Origin of the sequence: Kordiimonas sp. (assembly GCF_965216265.1) — a bacterium.
Classification (GTDB): domain Bacteria; phylum Pseudomonadota; class Alphaproteobacteria; order Sphingomonadales; family Kordiimonadaceae; genus Kordiimonas.
Genome location: NZ_OZ244153.1, coordinates 2817394 through 2830745 on the forward strand (window position 1 = coordinate 2817394; position 13352 = coordinate 2830745).

Annotated in this window: 12 protein-coding genes; 6 read left to right on the forward strand and 6 right to left on the reverse strand. The window is 53.3% G+C overall.

What is annotated here, in order from left to right; translation table 11 throughout:
* Positions 1-83 precede the first annotated feature (83 nt).
* Complete coding sequence (locus ACOOGA_RS13125; protein ID WP_417459961.1) at positions 84-1448, forward strand: methyl-accepting chemotaxis protein; 1365 nt, start codon at positions 84-86, stop codon at positions 1446-1448.
* Between the two features lie 90 nt (positions 1449-1538).
* On the opposite strand, the gene ACOOGA_RS13130 is transcribed toward ACOOGA_RS13125, so the two are convergent.
* On the reverse strand, positions 1539-1979 hold the full coding sequence (locus tag ACOOGA_RS13130) for a gamma-glutamylcyclotransferase family protein (RefSeq protein WP_417459962.1): 441 nt from the start codon (positions 1977-1979) through the stop codon (positions 1539-1541).
* Positions 1980-2182: 203 nt separating this feature from the next.
* Between ACOOGA_RS13130 and ACOOGA_RS13135 the strand changes: the two genes are divergently transcribed.
* Entirely contained in the window at positions 2183-3832 is a 1650-nt protein-coding gene (locus ACOOGA_RS13135; RefSeq protein ID WP_417459963.1) for a hypothetical protein, read from the forward strand.
* A gap of 79 nt (positions 3833-3911) precedes the next feature.
* On the opposite strand, the gene ACOOGA_RS13140 is transcribed toward ACOOGA_RS13135, so the two are convergent.
* Positions 3912-4049: a hypothetical protein gene (locus ACOOGA_RS13140; protein ID WP_417459964.1), complete on the reverse strand. Its 138-nt coding sequence runs from the start codon at positions 4047-4049 to the stop codon at positions 3912-3914.
* 349 nt (positions 4050-4398) lie between these two features.
* Between ACOOGA_RS13140 and ACOOGA_RS13145 the strand changes: the two genes are divergently transcribed.
* Positions 4399-4941, forward strand: a complete 543-nt coding sequence (locus ACOOGA_RS13145; protein ID WP_417459965.1) for an STM3941 family protein — start codon at positions 4399-4401, stop codon at positions 4939-4941.
* Positions 4942-5002: 61 nt separating this feature from the next.
* On the opposite strand, the gene ACOOGA_RS13150 is transcribed toward ACOOGA_RS13145, so the two are convergent.
* Both ACOOGA_RS13150 and typA read right to left on the reverse strand, forming a co-directional pair.
* Positions 5003-6139: a DUF547 domain-containing protein gene (locus tag ACOOGA_RS13150; protein ID WP_417459966.1), complete on the reverse strand. Its 1137-nt coding sequence runs from the start codon at positions 6137-6139 to the stop codon at positions 5003-5005.
* Positions 6140-6291: 152 nt separating this feature from the next.
* Entirely contained in the window at positions 6292-8124 is a 1833-nt protein-coding gene (gene typA, locus ACOOGA_RS13155) for a translational GTPase TypA (RefSeq protein WP_417459967.1), read from the reverse strand.
* A gap of 254 nt (positions 8125-8378) precedes the next feature.
* On the opposite strand from typA, the gene ACOOGA_RS13160 reads away from it, so the two are divergent.
* The 3 genes from ACOOGA_RS13160 (at position 8379) to ACOOGA_RS13170 (ending at position 10705) form a co-directional block, all read left to right on the forward strand.
* Positions 8379-9428 (forward strand): hypothetical protein, encoded by a 1050-nt coding sequence (locus ACOOGA_RS13160; protein ID WP_417459968.1) that lies wholly within the window; start codon positions 8379-8381, stop codon positions 9426-9428.
* Positions 9429-9525: 97 nt separating this feature from the next.
* Entirely contained in the window at positions 9526-9693 is a 168-nt protein-coding gene (locus ACOOGA_RS13165) for a hypothetical protein (RefSeq protein ID WP_417459969.1), read from the forward strand.
* 121 nt (positions 9694-9814) lie between these two features.
* On the forward strand, positions 9815-10705 hold the full coding sequence (locus tag ACOOGA_RS13170; RefSeq protein WP_417459970.1) for a hypothetical protein: 891 nt from the start codon (positions 9815-9817) through the stop codon (positions 10703-10705).
* 8 nt (positions 10706-10713) lie between these two features.
* Here the strand turns inward: ACOOGA_RS13170 and ACOOGA_RS13175 are convergent, their stop codons facing one another.
* Together ACOOGA_RS13175 and ACOOGA_RS13180 are read right to left on the reverse strand one after the other, a co-directional pair.
* On the reverse strand, positions 10714-11823 hold the full coding sequence (locus ACOOGA_RS13175) for a glycosyltransferase family 4 protein (RefSeq protein ID WP_417459971.1): 1110 nt from the start codon (positions 11821-11823) through the stop codon (positions 10714-10716).
* A gap of 21 nt (positions 11824-11844) precedes the next feature.
* Entirely contained in the window at positions 11845-12795 is a 951-nt protein-coding gene (locus ACOOGA_RS13180; RefSeq protein WP_417459972.1) for a UDP-2,3-diacylglucosamine diphosphatase, read from the reverse strand.
* Between the last annotated feature and the right edge of the window lie 557 nt (positions 12796-13352).

Sequence of the window (13352 nt, forward strand, 5' to 3'; positions counted from 1 at the left end):
TTGTGCGCGAGCGCCAGTCCTTGTGCTAATGACGCAAAGGTAGGTCGCTGTTGAATATTTGGTGATGGGGCTAAAGGTCAAAAATGACGAATTTTCTGCGTAAGTTTAAGGTTAACGCGCGCATTTGGGCGCTAACGGTGTTGGCTTTCTTCGGCATGGCGTTGATCATGTTTGAATATTCTTCCCTTATTCGTGAATTGCAGGCTGGCAAAGTGAGCGATGCCCAGTTCGCGAGCGACCAGCAATTTGTGTGGGTCCTTACCGGCGTCATGGTGGTGTTGATCCTCACGCTTTCAGTCTCGATCACCGCCAGCATCATGAAGCCGCTGCGTGTGTTGCAAAACGAGCTGACCGCCCTTTCTGACGGCAAGTATGACAATGCCATCTCTGACCCTGACCACGGCGACGGTATTGCGGCCATGGCGCGCGCCGCCGAGGTAATGCGCCAGAAGGCGATAGACGCCGCACGGCTCAGGCAGGAGGCAGACGACGCCCGCGCCCAGCGTGAAGCGGAAGAACGAGCGCTTGAAGAACAGCAGCGCGCCGAGGAAGTACGCCAGCGCGAGGAAGAAATCGCCCGCGACCGTGCCATGGTGGAAGAGCGCCGTCAGATGCAGCTGGATATGGCGCAAAGCTTTGAGAATGAAGTCTCCGGCGTGATCCAGACCCTTTCAAGTGCGGTGGCGGAATTGCAGATGGCCGCACACACCATGACCGATGCCATTGAGCAGACGTCGCTTGAAGTGAACGCAGCCGCGAGCGCGACCGACGCCACCAGCCAGGATATGATCACCGTGGCGGAGGCGGCCGAAGGCCTCACCGGCGCGATTGGCGAAATCAGAACCCAGGTTGAGCAGGCAAACACCATCACCACAAACGCGATGACCGTGGCGAAGGATGCAGAAGGCCGGGTTGGTTCGCTCTCGAGCGCGTCTGAGCGTATTGCGGAAGTGATCCACCTGATTAACGATATCGCAGAGCAAACCAACCTCTTGGCGCTGAACGCCACCATTGAGGCCGCGCGTGCAGGCGAAGCGGGCAAGGGTTTTGCCGTGGTCGCCAATGAGGTTAAAAGCCTCGCGAACCAGACGGCGCGCGCCACCAAAGAGATTGAAGAGCAGGTTGGCGCCATGCAAACCGCCACCCGCGATACGGTGGATGCGGTGAATAAAATTCACAAAACCATCAATCAGGTAAGCGAGATTTCATCCATGATCGCCGCTGCGGTGGTGGAGCAGGAAGCCTCCACGAGCGAGATTGGCCGCAGCGTGCAGAACGCGAGCCAGGGCACCGCCAACCTTGGCCAGAACGTGGGCCGCGTGCAGGAGATGACGAGCAAAAGCTCAGGCGCCGCGCAGGTGGTGAACGACAATTCCGGCGAGCTGACAGAACAGGCCAGTGTGCTTGAAAATGCGGTAAACCGCTTTCTGGAGCGTATGCGCAGCTAAGGTTTGTGCCCTACTGCAGCCAAAACAAAAAGCCCGCGTTCCATATGGAATTTGCGGGCTTTTTTGTGCGCGGTTTTATCTTACTCAGGCTTAATCCGGCGCTTTGAAAGATGCGATGCGTTCCCTGTACCAGCCGGGGAAACCATAGTCGGATGCCGCCTTGATCAGCCGGTCGATATAAGCACCATCTGCAATGCCGGGCTTCATATTGGTGGAGAGATACACCATGGCCGGGGCGATCTTGCCGCCGCGGGTGAACACCAGCATGGCTTCCGGGTGGTAGGTGGCGTCTGTCATCGTGCCGAGGGCTTTGCCGTAAAGTTCATCAAGCTCGGCGTGCGTCATGTTGGCGAGGATACCGTATACAACACCGTCGCCTGCTTCGGTGATGTTGGCGTGGGGCTGCACGGTCAGCTCATAGCCATGGATGCAGGCAGGCGCAAACGGGCGCTTCTTCAGTCCCGCTTCTTCCAGCACTTTCAGGTTCATGAAGGACCCGTAGAAAAACACCTGTACCTTGCGTTCAGCCACGTCTCACCCTCTCGTTGTTCCAGACAGTAGGTAATGAGTGCATGTAAGCTGGCCCCACGTCAATTTTTTTCCCATTTTGTGAGCAGTGTATGACAATTGCCCACCCCTTCATCCAGTTTGACTACAATGCCGCCATAACGGTTGCGCGAACGCTACCCTTGGCGGCATAGTGTACCCATGACCAATGCTTTTGGGGACGGGGGATGGCAAGCAGCAATACAGCAGAAACCGAGCATCAGTATATCGACAAGGCGACGGGCAAACCCATCGTGTACGCTGACAATGTGCCTGAGTTGCTTAGAGGTGATCTAACGCTGACACCCGAAGAAGCAGCGCTTGTGCCAGAGTTGAATGCCATAGCTAAACGCGCACCTCTTAATCTTGCAAAGAGAGGCGCAAAGGACTGGAACTTGTGGGTTAGGGCCAACCATTCACGTTGGTTGGATAGACGAGAAGAGGGTCTAGAAGTTTTCCTCCGAATTAAGGATTCGTCCTTTGGGCTTATTAATACGGGCCGGCACATTGACTTTCGTGTGGGTCAGCCAAAAAATGCTGGTGCCTTACAAATAGCTTTCAGCCTGTCGGGATTCGTGTTTCCCACGACTGTGACATTTGAACATGTACATTTCATCCCCACGGGCCAACAACAAGACTATTTTGACACCAAGGGTGTATTTGCACCCTCAAGCAGTTTTTCAAGTGCCAAGTTCTGTAGCCCAGTATACTTCAAGAGTTGTGTGTTCAGGGGGATCACAGATTTTGAACGAGTAAGTTTTCTTGCGGATGTTCAGTTTGAGGATATTGAGTTTCGGGGCAATGTTGCTTTTGCGGCTACTCTTTTTTCTGGTCAACTTATGGTGTCTGGGTTGAGAGCTCGGGGACGTGTTGCAATTGACGGCTGTTCTTTTGGAGACAATATTTCGCTGTTTGATGCGGAGTTCTCTAAAGATCTACAACTGGAGTGGAACTTGTATCTTGGCAGCATTTCTTTTCAGGATGCAAAATTCAGCAAGGAAGTGTCATTTGCACATAGTCAAGTTCTAGGAAGCACATGTTTAAGTGTGACAGAATTTGAGAGCGTTGTTGATTTATCTCGCACGCACTTCGGGCGAAGCACTATCACGCCGGACTTCTTTAAGAATAGAGATTTGGTGGAACGTGTTCCCTTGAGTATGCGGACACGATACGAACAAAACTTGGTGCAACCAGATAGTCGTACAGTACCGGATTTTAGAGGAGCAAAGTTCGGTCTCGTACCTAATTTAGGTTCGGCTCATGTCGCTATTCCAACTTTGGAAAGAGGTCAGTGGTGGCAATGGGGTAAGCATCTTGAAGCCATTTTTTCCACAAAAGGTTATGCTAAAGATGCGGATGCAGCTGCAAAGCTTCGACGTTTAGGCGAGTTGGCAAACAAGGGCCACCATCATCTGGCTGAGAAGCGTTTCTTTCGTGCTGAGTTGTTGTGCCGCCGGGGGCATGAGGCAAGGGGGCGTGAGAAGTTGATGATCAACCTGTTCGAGCTTTTCAGTGAGTGTGGCCTCAGTTTCCGTAAACCATTTGGTTGGTGGTTGCTCAGTTTTGGGATGTTTTTTTTGGTTTACGGGATGGCGTCCGGCATCTTTCAGGCCGGAATAACATGGAAAGAGATACTCCATCTCATCAATTATACATTCTCGAATGCGACACCGGTTTTGGGGGTGATCAAGATGGGCGATACGGCTGCAATGGCGGCACTGTTTGGCGGTGCACAGGCACCTTGGGTTACGCTGCTCGCCGGGGCACACAACCTCATCTCCACAGTCTTTCTGTTCTTCGCACTTCTTGCGATCCGAAATTATTTCAAGCTGGGGTAGGCGCGTTTGATATAGGCACGGCAAAAGGCAGCGTGAAGGCTCACGCTGCTCGCATAATCTAAAACCCCATCAGGGTTGTTTAGCGGAATTTTTTCCGAAGCTTGGCAAAGAGGCCTTCACCGGGCTGGTAAGCTTGGTAAGCTTCCATCTCCCGCACCTGACGTGCGTATTCTACTTTGGTGATACCATAGGCCCGTGGCGGTGTTTGCTGTTGCATTTTCTATCTCGCTTTTGTCGTTGTCGTCCGGCATTGCCGGTTTTTGTTTTGTTTTTTTACCGGTCGTTGCCGGTCTATCTCATATTGTGAGCTTTAGGTGTATTACAAGACTATAACACCTAATTTTTTATAAACCAAATATGGCGCGTGCTGTCATGCGCTGCGCGGTGAAGCGAGTGAGAAAAAAGGCGACCCGATTGAAATATCCGGCCTGAGCCGTCACCAACAGATTTAGTTTGCGTCATTCTGCCGTGCGCCAGTAGTGTTCTAAATACACGTGTGAGCGGCTTAAGCTTGCTGCCTGGCTGATGCGCAAGCCGCATGTATTTCATAATTTGATGAGGGCTCAATGATTATCAAAACGAAGAGAGGTAAAATACTCCTGTACCTCATAGCGGTGCTTTTGAGCGCGTTGCTAACCTATTGGTTAATGGGGCAGGAGTTGCCGCGCGACAGCTTGATGCTGAAATCATTTTTCGTAAAAGTAATTTTCTGGCTGCTTATAGGGGTTAGCCTCCTGCTGGTGGTAAAGTTGCTGCAGGGAAGGCAATATTTAAAGCTCGATGATGAAGGCCTCTTTTATTCAGGTTTCAATAGCGACGTTATTTCATGGTCCGATATTGATCTCGTGCGGGAAAGTGCGTTTAGAGGAGGGAGTATGCTTGTAATTCATACCCATCGGGACGCTGAGATCGCTAAAAACATGCCCTACATGGAAAGGCGAAAACATGAGTTTAATCATAAGCTTGGATATGATGGACTGTTTCTGCCACCGACTTTTGCGAGCGAGGATCAAAAGCTGGCGCTGGAGTTTGCTCTTGAAAAACTCAAGTCCCAGCTTGTAGCGGATGAGGACCACGAGATTGACGTGAAGTTCAACAATAAAATCTGAGACCTGAAGGCGACCCGATTGCGGGCCGCCTTTTGCGTGTGCCTGAAGGGCGTTGCCTTCGCTATTTGTCCTTGCTCTTTTTGGTTTTCTCGGTGCTATCATCCACCTCCTCGACAGAAACAGTGGCTTTCTGGCGGGATTTTTTCTTTTGTACTTTGCTTGCATAGGCGATCACGTGGCCGGGAAAGCCCCTGCCGCCCCGGGCAACCGTGCGCTCATAGCCCGCAATATCTTCACCCAGGTTGACGCCCATGGTGCGGTCCATCGTGATGCCAAGGGAAAGGTCTGCGATATAATAGTCTTGCGTGTCGGCGTAGAGTTCTGTGGTCTGCCCCGCAAGAGCGGCATAGCCGGGGTTGAGATACTGGTTCAGGTGAGCCCGCAGGTCATGGTCCCAATTCGGGAACAGGGCGGCGTTAATCTCGTATAGTTCCGCAACATGCAGTTCGCTGCCATCTGCCACCACACCTCGGATCGAGTTAACAAACTCCTTGGCGTTATCAGCCAGCAGGTCATAGACGTTCTCTGCCGTATAGGCTTCCCGCCGCAGGTTGGGGCTGCTGACATAGCCGTGAAACAGGCCGTACATGACCAAAGGGTCACGCCACTTTGGTATCAAAATCCGGTGGTGAATGTCGTTCAGGGAAAGCGGCACACCCGCTACGTTCAGGAGTTTCTGGTCAAGCAGGCTGCCGTCCCCATAGAGGGTGTCCTGCAGCCGTTTGGTTGGGTAGGTCTTCACCAGATGCTCAACAAGCGTGACATTATAGAGGTTTAGCCAATAGGCCAGTTGCTGGTCGCGGGTCAGGGTATCAAAGGCGTACTTTGTGGGCAGTTTTTCCATACGCTCGCGCACCTTGACAAGAGCCTCAAGGTTCTGGTCGTCAAACGCCTGAAAATACAGCCGGTTGCCTTCCATTGCGGTTTTGCTTTTGTTGCCCCAGCGGGCACGGGAATTGTCCCACTTGAAGGAGAGGTCGTGGCCACGCCGGTCAGAACGGCCAGCATCAAAGACAGTGGCCTTCAGGATATAGGACCAATAGGGGAACTCCAGCTCCACGGTTTTCTGTTTCGCGTTTTCACGAAACGGCGCTGGTATGCTGCCTTCGGCTGCAAAAGCACCCGTAGTGGCAAAACCACCCAGGCACATGACGATGCCAGCGATAAGCTTGGCTACGCGTGACGGATGTTTCATCATTCACTCTCCCAATCTCGTAATTGCTACGTTAAGTGGCAGAGTATCGCGTTTTCCGTTTTATATGAACTATTTTTTTATAACAAAAGGCCACCCCGGTATATGCCGGGATGGCCTTCTAATAGTTATCGTTTATCTGGTTTATTATTCTGCTTTTATTCTGCGGCTTTAGCAGCGCGCTTGCGCTCGTGCGGCAGAAGGAAGCGTTTACGCAGGCGAATGCTGGTTGGCGTTACTTCCACCAGCTCGTCGTCATTGATGTAGGCCAGTGCTTCTTCAAGCGGCAGGATTTTCGGCGTGCTCATCTTGATCGCATCATCCTTGCCGCTTGCGCGCATGTTGGTGAGCTGTTTGGCTTTCTGCACGTTCACGTCAAGGTCGTTGTCGCGGCTGTGTTCGCCAATGATCATGCCTTCATAAACTTCCACACCGTGGTTGATCATGATGGTGCCGCGGTCCTGCAGGTAGAAAAGCGCATATTGCACGGCCTTGCCGCCTGCGGTTGCCACCAGCACACCGCGCTGACGTGCGCGGATGGGGCCCTTATAGGCGTCATAGCGGTCATAAGCGCGGGCCATGATGCCGGTACCGCGTGTGTCGGTCAGGAACTCGCCGTGATAGCCGATAAGGCCACGGGCGGGCGCATCAAACGTGAGGCGAACCTTGCCAGCGCCAGAGGGCACCATGCCGGTCAGCTCAGCTTTACGCAGCGACATTTTCTCAACCACAGCACCTTGGTATTCTTCGTCCACATCGATCTGTACGGTTTCATACGGCTCGAGGCGCTTGCAGTTTTCATCCTGCTTGAAGAGAACACGCGGGCGGCTGATTGCCAGCTCGAAACCTTCGCGGCGCATGGTCTCGATAAGGACACCAAGCTGCAACTCGCCCCGGCCTGCAACTTCAAATGCGTCCTTGCTTTCAGCCTCGGTGATCTCGATCGCCACGTTGCCTTCAGATTCGCGCATCAAGCGGTCACGAATGACGCGGGAGGTTACGTGCTTGCCTTCGCGGCCCGCAAGCGGGCTGTCGTTGACCATGAAGGTCATCGCGAGCGTTGGTGGGTCAACCGGGATAGCGTGCAGCGCTTTGGTTACCTCAGGCACGGCGATGGTGTCTGCCACCGTTGCCGTGGTGAGGCCAGCGATTGCGACAATGTCGCCCGCCTGTGCTTCGTCAACCGGTACACGCTCAAGCCCACGGAAGGCGAGAAGCTTGGAAATACGGCCAGCCTCGATCACCTTGCTGTCACGGCTCAGCGCATGGATGGCATCACCCACCTTCACGCGGCCTGTTTCAACACGGCCTGTGAGGATACGGCCAACAAAGTTGTCACGGTCCAGAAGGCTGATCAGCATCGAGAAAGGTTTCTCGATATTGTTGTTGGTCACAACCTTTGGCGCGGGCACATGCTCAACGATCTTCTCGAAAAGCGGGTGCAGGTTTTCGCGCGGGCCATCAAGCTCGTTATCGCACCAGCCGTCACGGCCGGAGGCGTACATCACAGGGAAGTCGAGCTGTTCGTCGTTCGCGTCCAGGTTTACGAAGAGATCGAAACAGAGGTCTGTTGCGGCGTCCGGGTCTCCGTCAGGTTTGTCCACCTTGTTCACAACTACAATCGGCTTCAGGCCAAGGGCCAGGGCTTTCATGGTGACGAATTTGGTTTGTGGCATCGGGCCTTCTGCGGCATCCACAAGCAGAACAACACCGTCCACCATGGAAAGGATACGCTCAACCTCGCCGCCAAAGTCGGCGTGGCCGGGAGTGTCCACGATGTTCACGCGGGTGTTTTTCCACATCACGCTGGTGCATTTCGCAAGAATGGTGATGCCGCGCTCTTTCTCAAGGTCGCCGCTGTCCATCGCGCGTTCTTCAACCCGCTGGTTGTCCCGTACGGTGCCGGATTGCCTGAAAAGGTTATCCACCAGCGTTGTTTTGCCGTGGTCAACGTGCGCGATGATCGCGATGTTGCGAATGTCTTTGCTCATGTCTGATTTCCTGCGGGAGCCTTCGGGTCTGGCCCGGCTGCCCTAATAAAAAAAGCCCCTTCGCCATGAGATCATATCTGATCCGCTCTGGCCGCGGGCTTTGGCACTTTTAAAACTCGCGCGCCTTATACGCGCGATTGCGCTATTCGGCAAGCAGAAAGGCAGTCAGCAGCCGGGCGTGCGTGAATTAAGGTTGCAATTGCCGTAGCATTGGGGAAAGATTAGAACAAAGAGGGAACGCTATTGGGGGTGTTATGAAGATTGCAATTGGGGAAACGCTTGAAGCGTCTGTTGACCTTGTTTTCAAGAATCTGGATGGACTTCTGAATGCCGCAAAGTGGCCATTTGTGGCGGTGGTGGTTTTGTTTATCATCAGTACAGCGGCGGGCGAACTGCTGGACATTTCTTCGTTCCGCATGGGTTTCAGGGTCGGTGCGGGCATGGAATGGCCGATTAGTTGGCTTGTGTTTCTCGTCCTCAATATGGTAGTGGCCAGTCTGGCCGTTGCGGTTCTTGAGTATAAATGGCAGCGGTTCATTCTACTTGATTATCTGCCCTTGAATGAAGCTGCACGGCACCTGCCAGTGCGAGGCGAAAATCTGAGGGGTTATCTCGTTAAAAGCCTTGCCTTGATGGTGCCGTGGTTCGTGTATTTGGGCTCGCTGGGGCCATTGGCCTCTGTGGTCATGACGACGGGCAACTTCTCGCTTTTGTTTATTTTTCTTGCGGGTGGAATTCTCTTTTTACCCATTTACATGCGGGCTGCGCTTGTGCTGCCTGCGCAAGCAGCAGGGCTTGATAATCAGTCGATTTGGGGCGCGTTCCAATTCGGCAAGGGTAACGGATGGCGTATCGCTTCAGCAACCATGATCCTGCGTCTGGTCGTTGGCATAACTGCAGGTATTGTTTATTTCATAACGATTATACCCATTACGCTCTTTGCCGGGCTATTCGCGATGATCAGCATGGAATTATCGCTTGTGATGGTCGCTCTGCTTGCAGGATTATGTCAAAGTATCTTTCTCGTCTTTTTCGTGGGGATGACATCGGGCTTGCAAGCGCTCGCATATGCCCAGTTGCATCCTGATTATGATGACCCGCTGCGGGTAATTGCTGATCGCATTGCCAGTGAGAAGGTATCTGTTCCAAGCGCTGTCCAACCAGCCGAAGAAAAAATGAGTGAAGTGCCTGAGCCACCTAAGTCGGTTGAGATGCCAACGGGTCCGGTGGTCGTTAGCAAAGTGGCACTATCATCTTCCTCAGATCGTCCGCTCGAATACGGCAGGCGGAAAGGTCGGCGGTAACGGCGCTTTGGCGCAAGCGTGGTGCAGTTCGTCGCGGCGGGTCTTGATTGTGGTTGAGGAAGGCGGCTAGAGGGGATGTCTCAGGAGTGGAGTTTTTATGACCTATGACGCAGACAGATCGATCGACCTTTCCTACCGCTTCCTGCTGGGGCTGTGGCTTGCGGGTGCGCTGTGCCTTGGCGCCGCACTTCTGATGGATGACGGCGAAACCCAGGACCCGTGCACCGTGATGCAGATGCATTTCGATTTCTACTGCAAAGGGTAGGTTAGCCTTTCGGGCATCCCGCTCAACAGCCTCAACAAATAAGAACAAATAAAGAACATTGACAATGATGTTTTGTCGACGTTAACTCCTTTGTGCTTGTGCACTTAATTGGGGGGAGATCATGCAAAGCTTTGAACCACAATCGCAATCAGGGTCAAACTTATCGTTTGGAAAGGTCGTTGGTGAAGCGCTCGCTCCGCTTCATTCCGAATTAGGCGCCTTTATAAGAGCCGCCTCCGTACATTTTGTGTTTTTGGTGCTAACGGTATCTGCTGGGGTCACTTTGTTTCAGCAGGCGAGTGTTTCCGGTTATTCAGTATCAGGCCTAATTCTGTTTATCCTTCTATACTGCTTTGCAATATTTACGCTTTTAGATTTCTGGGTGAACTGGGTAAGGGGCTGCGCCTTGGGGCGCGAATACCATATGCCTCTTTTCTCAAGCCCCGCTTCATATACCGGGCCTATGCGTCGGTTGGTGGCGAAGATGTTCTGGCGAGTTTTGCTCCGGTTAATCATTCTAGGGAGCGTGAGTAATCTCCTGTTATTGATAACATTTTTTCTAGAGAACATGATGGTGGGGACCGGGCTTGCGTTGCTTGGCGCTCTTCTAGGTTTTCTTGCAACCGCTGTTATAAATATGGTGGTAACCCGGTTTTTAATTTCAGTAGCAGCAACAGCTATCATGGCACCAAAACGTAGCTTCCGCGATGCCTGGGCTATGTCGGCAGGTCATAACTTGTCCATATTTGGCATCTTCATGGTTGTTTATATCTTGTTGTTACTTGTGTTGGGTTTACTGGGCATGGGTCTGCACGGGTTGTCGTTAATCGATGTGGGGTCTGTCAATTTGGGCTTAATCGTGATCCTGTGCGCAATGATTTTTTTCGTATCTGCCGTAAATGGCAGTTTGATCGTGAGCCTATATAAAGCTTTTTCGCCCGAAGATGTGCGTGATCATATTGCAGAAGGTGCATTACGTGAAAACCCTGATGCGAGGCCGGATGCTCTTTGAAAGGGGTTCTATAGCAGGCGCGCTTTAGCTGCGCCTGCAACAGTGCGCGCCGGGGCTTCCTCGTAAATTGCGGTGTCGGGGGTGATGCTGAGCGCGTCGAGGAACTGATCGGTTACGATGTCCCAATCATATTTTCGGGCGAAGGCGGTACAGGAGGTTCTGTCACAGCCAAGTGCGCCTTTTATTGCTGTGCTCAAGTCATCATCAAGGCAGGCGATAGGTGTATGCCAGTCTTCAAACGGGCCGGCGCCGTCTGCGCCCACCACATCAAGCGGGCCCTGTACGGGATAGGCGGCGACCGGTGTGCCGCACGCCAGCGCCTCGATCATCACGAGGCCGAAGGTGTCTGTCTTGCTGGGGAAAACAAACACATCAGCGCCAGCGTAGGCGGCTGCGAGCTCTGCGCCAAACTTTGCCCCCAGGAACCGAACATCCGGATAGTCTGATTGCAGTTTCTTGAGCGCAGGGCCATCACCCACCACAACTTTTGTGCCGGGCACGTCTGTTTTGAGGAAAGCTTCGATGTTTTTCTCAACCGCCACGCGGCCCACGTAAAGCTGAATAGGGCGTTTGAACGCGGGCGGGAAGGCATCCGCGCGGGCGGCTTCATCTGCGCTGAACTGGGCGGCGTCCACGCCCCTTGTCCAGCGTATGATGTTCGTGAACCCTTTTGACCGTAGAAGCGTACGCACGGTGGACGTTGCAACCAGCACACCGCTGCTTTTTGCGTGGAAGCGGCGGAAGATTGGGTAAAGCCAGTCAGCCTTTACGGGGTAACGCGCCTCAACATACTCGGGGAAGGCGGTGTGGTAGGCCGAGGTGAAGCTGCGGCCGTTCTTGATACACCAGCGCCGGGCGGCCCAGCCAAGCGGCCCTTCGGTGGCAATATGCACAGCATCTACCTGCCAACGGTCAAGAATGCGCTTGCTGCGCATACGGGCGTTCAGGCTTAACCTGATTTCCGGATAGCTGGGGCAGGGCATGGTTTTGAACATTCTGGGCGTGAGCATATAAACCCGGTGCCCGCGCGCCTTCAGGTGATGGCGGAGCGTATCAAGTGTGCGCACAACCCCGTTCACCTGTGGGTGCCAGGCGTCGCTTACGATGCAGATTTTCAAGGGACCTTCCCGCATGCGGCGCTATTCTGCCGCCACTGGGGTTGGGGTGCGCGGGCCCGCTGCCTGTTTGGTTTTGGTTTTGCGTTCTTTGCGCTGGGTCTTTTTTTCTTCGCGGGCAGCCACTTCATCTGCCCAGTGAAGAATTTCAAACCGGCCGTCTTCATGTTCAACAAGCGCAGTGCAGCTTTCCACCCAGTCACCGTCGTTCATATATTCGATATCGTCGAAGAAGCGGCGCTCCGCCTGGTGAATGTGGCCGCAGATCACACCGTCCACACCACGCCTGCGGGCTTCACCTGCCACGGCTTCTTCGAACCGGCCGATATATTCAACCGCGTTCTTGACCTTGTGCTTGAGGTATTTGGACAGTGACCAGTAGCTGTATCCAAGCTTGCGGCGCACCCAGTTAACAGCGGTGTTGAGCTTCAGGAGCGTTACATAGGCGTGGTCACCAACATGGGCGAGCCATTTGGCGTATTTTACCACACCGTCAAACTGGTCACCGTGCAGCACCCAGTAGCGCTTGCCGTTAATGGCTTCATAAACCATCTCTGGCACCAGTTCGACCCCGGCCATATTGTGCCCTTCAAAACCCCTGAGAGCTTCGTCGTGGTTGCCGGGGATATAGATCACTTCGGTGCCGTGCTTGGCCATTTTGAGGACACGGCGGATTACGTCGTTATGGGTGGTGTCCCAATACCAGTTCCGCTTCAGTTGCCAGCCGTCGATGATATCCCCCACCAAAATAAGCTTGTCGCAGCTTACGGATTTGAGGAAATCCAGCAGCAGGTCTACTCGCGCAGCACGTGTGCCAAGGTGTGTGTCCGATATAAAAATAGCGCGGTAATGACGCGCCTGTTTTCTCTTGTCAGATTGTACGCCGACCCCGGGCAGGAGGGAGGTGGGCGATGGCTGGGAGGAAGCCGATCGCCCACTGGGTTTGAGGCCGGGTATAAGATTGGGGTCTGGCATACCATCTCGGAATAAAGCCTGCTCTCCGGGGGGGGAGAGCTGAGGAAAAAGCAAGTTGTCTATCAGCTTTGTCATGGGCCGCAATGTGCGCGCGCATGGTGACAGCTAGATTGCAGTGATGTGACTGTTTTTTGAAAAACGAATCTGGTGTGAGTCGGACTAGGGATTCTGCGGGTATGTGGCATTAAGACAACACTCGGCACAATTTTTCTTAGAATTATTTTTCAAATGCGATATTTAATTAGGTGATTAAAATCAGTAGCTTATGGATCATTAAGGAATTTTCAAGGTTTCGTGAACTAGGCTGTGCTTGGAATTTGGTTGCTGAGCAACTATCTTATTCTGTAGCGGGTAGCCCCGCTAATGCCCTCCGTGGGCGTTTCCTCCCTGAGCCTGGGCCACGCGAAAGCGTGGCCTCTTTTTTTGTGCTTCACCCGTTTATTCTGTCCCGCCGATATTTCCTAAGTTTATGCCGTGAGTTGTACACTTGGCTCTCTCCGTCCGGCTGCTGCCCTGCTTTTATGCACGCATAAAAAAGGGGCGCCGAAGCGCCCCGA

Excerpts from the sequence above, each read along its gene's own strand:
- ACOOGA_RS13125 (WP_417459961.1), top strand. The coding sequence starts at position 84 with ATGACGAATTTTCTGCGTAAGTTTAAGGTTAACGCGCGCATTTGGGCG.
- ACOOGA_RS13145 (WP_417459965.1), top strand. The coding sequence starts at position 4,399 with ATGATTATCAAAACGAAGAGAGGTAAAATACTCCTGTACCTCATAGCG.
- ACOOGA_RS13160 (WP_417459968.1), top strand. The coding sequence starts at position 8,379 with ATGAAGATTGCAATTGGGGAAACGCTTGAAGCGTCTGTTGACCTTGTT.
- ACOOGA_RS13140 (WP_417459964.1), bottom strand. The coding sequence starts at position 4,049 with ATGCAACAGCAAACACCGCCACGGGCCTATGGTATCACCAAAGTAGAA.
- ACOOGA_RS13165 (WP_417459969.1), top strand. The coding sequence starts at position 9,526 with ATGACCTATGACGCAGACAGATCGATCGACCTTTCCTACCGCTTCCTG.
- ACOOGA_RS13180 (WP_417459972.1), bottom strand. The coding sequence starts at position 12,795 with ATGCCAGACCCCAATCTTATACCCGGCCTCAAACCCAGTGGGCGATCG.
- typA (WP_417459967.1), bottom strand. The coding sequence starts at position 8,124 with ATGAGCAAAGACATTCGCAACATCGCGATCATCGCGCACGTTGACCAC.
- ACOOGA_RS13150 (WP_417459966.1), bottom strand. The coding sequence starts at position 6,139 with ATGATGAAACATCCGTCACGCGTAGCCAAGCTTATCGCTGGCATCGTC.
- ACOOGA_RS13170 (WP_417459970.1), top strand. The coding sequence starts at position 9,815 with ATGCAAAGCTTTGAACCACAATCGCAATCAGGGTCAAACTTATCGTTT.
- ACOOGA_RS13135 (WP_417459963.1), top strand. The coding sequence starts at position 2,183 with ATGGCAAGCAGCAATACAGCAGAAACCGAGCATCAGTATATCGACAAG.